Source organism: Sphingomonas astragali (genome assembly GCF_051400615.1).
Lineage (GTDB): Bacteria > Pseudomonadota > Alphaproteobacteria > Sphingomonadales > Sphingomonadaceae > Sphingomonas.
In genome coordinates this window covers 1-1,118 of the sequence record NZ_JBLFFH010000009.1, presented here as the reverse complement: position 1 = coordinate 1,118, position 1,118 = coordinate 1, and the positions used below count along the sequence as shown (strand labels likewise).

Genomic DNA, 1,118 nt, shown 5'->3' with positions numbered 1-1,118 from the left:
TTCACGGTCGTGGTGGTGACCGTCGCCGTCCCCTGGCGCTGCGACACCGTCTCGCTGTCCACCCGGCCCTTGCCGTCATAGCTGACCTGCCGGTCGTAGGCGACCCCGCTGCCGTCCCCCGTCCAGTCCTGCTGCCGGACGAGACGGTCCAGCCCGTCGTAGCCGTGACTCTGCGCCCTCTGCGGCTATTGAGCAAAGGCAATTCTGTTGCCGACACCTGCCTTTATATCCCCAAGAACAAGCACACCGTCTTCAATCTTATAAGGTATATAACACAAGACGGGGTCTACGATAATGTCATCTATCTCAACACTTATCGCGTCCGACTTGTTTCCGGTTTCTCGATCTGCGATTTCAACGTTAGATACGATCGCAACAGTCTCGTAATCTCCTGTACTCCCGCCTTGCCTCAATGAAATTTTCAACGATTCGGATACACTGCTCGATATGGGACGGGAATCCTCCGCTAAAACCTGGATATGACGAATTTCACCTAGCTTCGTCTTCACTACTCCAAACGGATAAAATTCTCCGCTTTTCTCGAGAAAATAAACAGCGGTGTTTATTCCGTCACTGAGGAGCAAGTCCATATCTTGGCGGCTCATAAAATTCTCACTGTCCTAGCGGCGATTGAGGTCCGTGGTTTTAATCTTAATTGGGCTTCCGGAGTTTAAATGCTCTCGCAGTAATGGTCCACTGATGGTCGTTCTCTTGTCGATAATCACATCAACCCTGCCGGGGTAGCCGCTCCGATTTACGTGCGCTACGTCGTCCAAAATTTGAGATGTAAGCGTCTGATATTTAACATTTTTTGTCTCAGCGATATATCGTTGATCCAGAGGCTCTAGGTGATCGGGAATGCGATATTCCTTCGCCCCAGAAGCCGATGGAATTCGCACCGTGTTTCTTGGAAGCCCAGTTACCTCGGCGCTCACAGTCTCGCCAGCTCGACCGAGTTGGTTCGGCAGTGAACGAGCGGTTCCCATCGTCCCTGCGGCCCGAGCATATGTGCTGGACACGCGAGCGACCTGCCCGATCTCTCCCATGCGCGCGGCAAACGCGAGTTTGGTGGCCGGGATCGCCACTGATCCGGCCGTGATCGCGCCATAGGCGAGGTT

The 1,118-nt window shown here is 53.7% G+C and carries 2 protein-coding genes; both read right to left on the bottom strand.

The window, feature by feature from the left end; genetic code table 11:
- Window positions 1-185: 185 nt before the first annotated feature.
- Window positions 186-605 (bottom strand): hypothetical protein, encoded by a 420-nt coding sequence (locus tag ACMGER_RS18150; RefSeq protein ID WP_436813586.1) that lies wholly within the window; start codon window positions 603-605, stop codon window positions 186-188.
- A 15-nt stretch (window positions 606-620) separates the two neighbouring features.
- Window positions 621-1,118: putative toxin (locus tag ACMGER_RS18145; protein ID WP_436813585.1), on the bottom strand; the 498-nt coding region annotated here is incomplete at its 5' end.